This is a genomic window from Vibrio sp. 1288 (genome assembly GCF_033344475.1).
Genome location: NZ_JAWPOX010000680.1, coordinates 1 through 633 on the forward strand (window position 1 = coordinate 1; position 633 = coordinate 633).

The window sequence follows — 633 nt, forward strand, 5'->3', positions numbered from 1 at the left end:
AAAGGGCTAGAAAGTGCGCGTACCGACTGGACGCCATTAGCGCAAAAATTCCAAAACACGCTCTATCGAATGGTATTTCACGGCGAAGACCCGAGTGACTATGTGCGTGAAGTAGTAGAAAAAACCAATAATGGGGAGTTTGATGACCAATTGGTTTATCAAAAGCGACTACGCCGAAAGCTGCATGAGTACCAAAAAAACATTCCACCTCAAGTGCGTGCAGCACGTTTAGCCGACGACATTAATGCCAAGCTTGGTCGACCTTTACAGTATCAAAATCGTGGGCGCATAGAGTATTTGATTACCCTAAATGGCCCTGAGCCTCATGAATACCGTAACAGTCCTATCGACTACCAGCACTACATCGACAAGCAGCTAAAGCCTGTTGCAGATGCGATTCTGCCATTTATCGGCACAGACTTTGAAACCCTCTCAGCACCACAGATGGGACTGTTCTAACCAATACGAAACTCAGTCTTTTGGTACTGCTTCACGAGCCAGCCGCCGAAAGCATCAATTAGGCCAATGACCGAACGCTTGGGAATTGGCCTTCCAGATAACAATATGCAGAGGCGGTCAATCTCCAGTTTTTTCTCGGGATGATATTGCAAAAACACTTCACCACATTCTATG

General features: G+C 46.3%; 2 pseudogenes. One reads left to right on the forward strand and one right to left on the reverse strand.

The window, feature by feature from the left end:
* Positions 1-459: pseudogene (locus tag R8O11_RS28745) on the forward strand (DNA polymerase II); the annotation flags it as partial.
* Here the strand turns inward: R8O11_RS28745 and R8O11_RS28750 are convergent.
* A pseudogene (locus R8O11_RS28750) lies at positions 456-633 on the reverse strand (nucleotidyltransferase domain-containing protein); the annotation flags it as partial. The pseudogenes R8O11_RS28745 and R8O11_RS28750 overlap by 4 nt on opposite strands.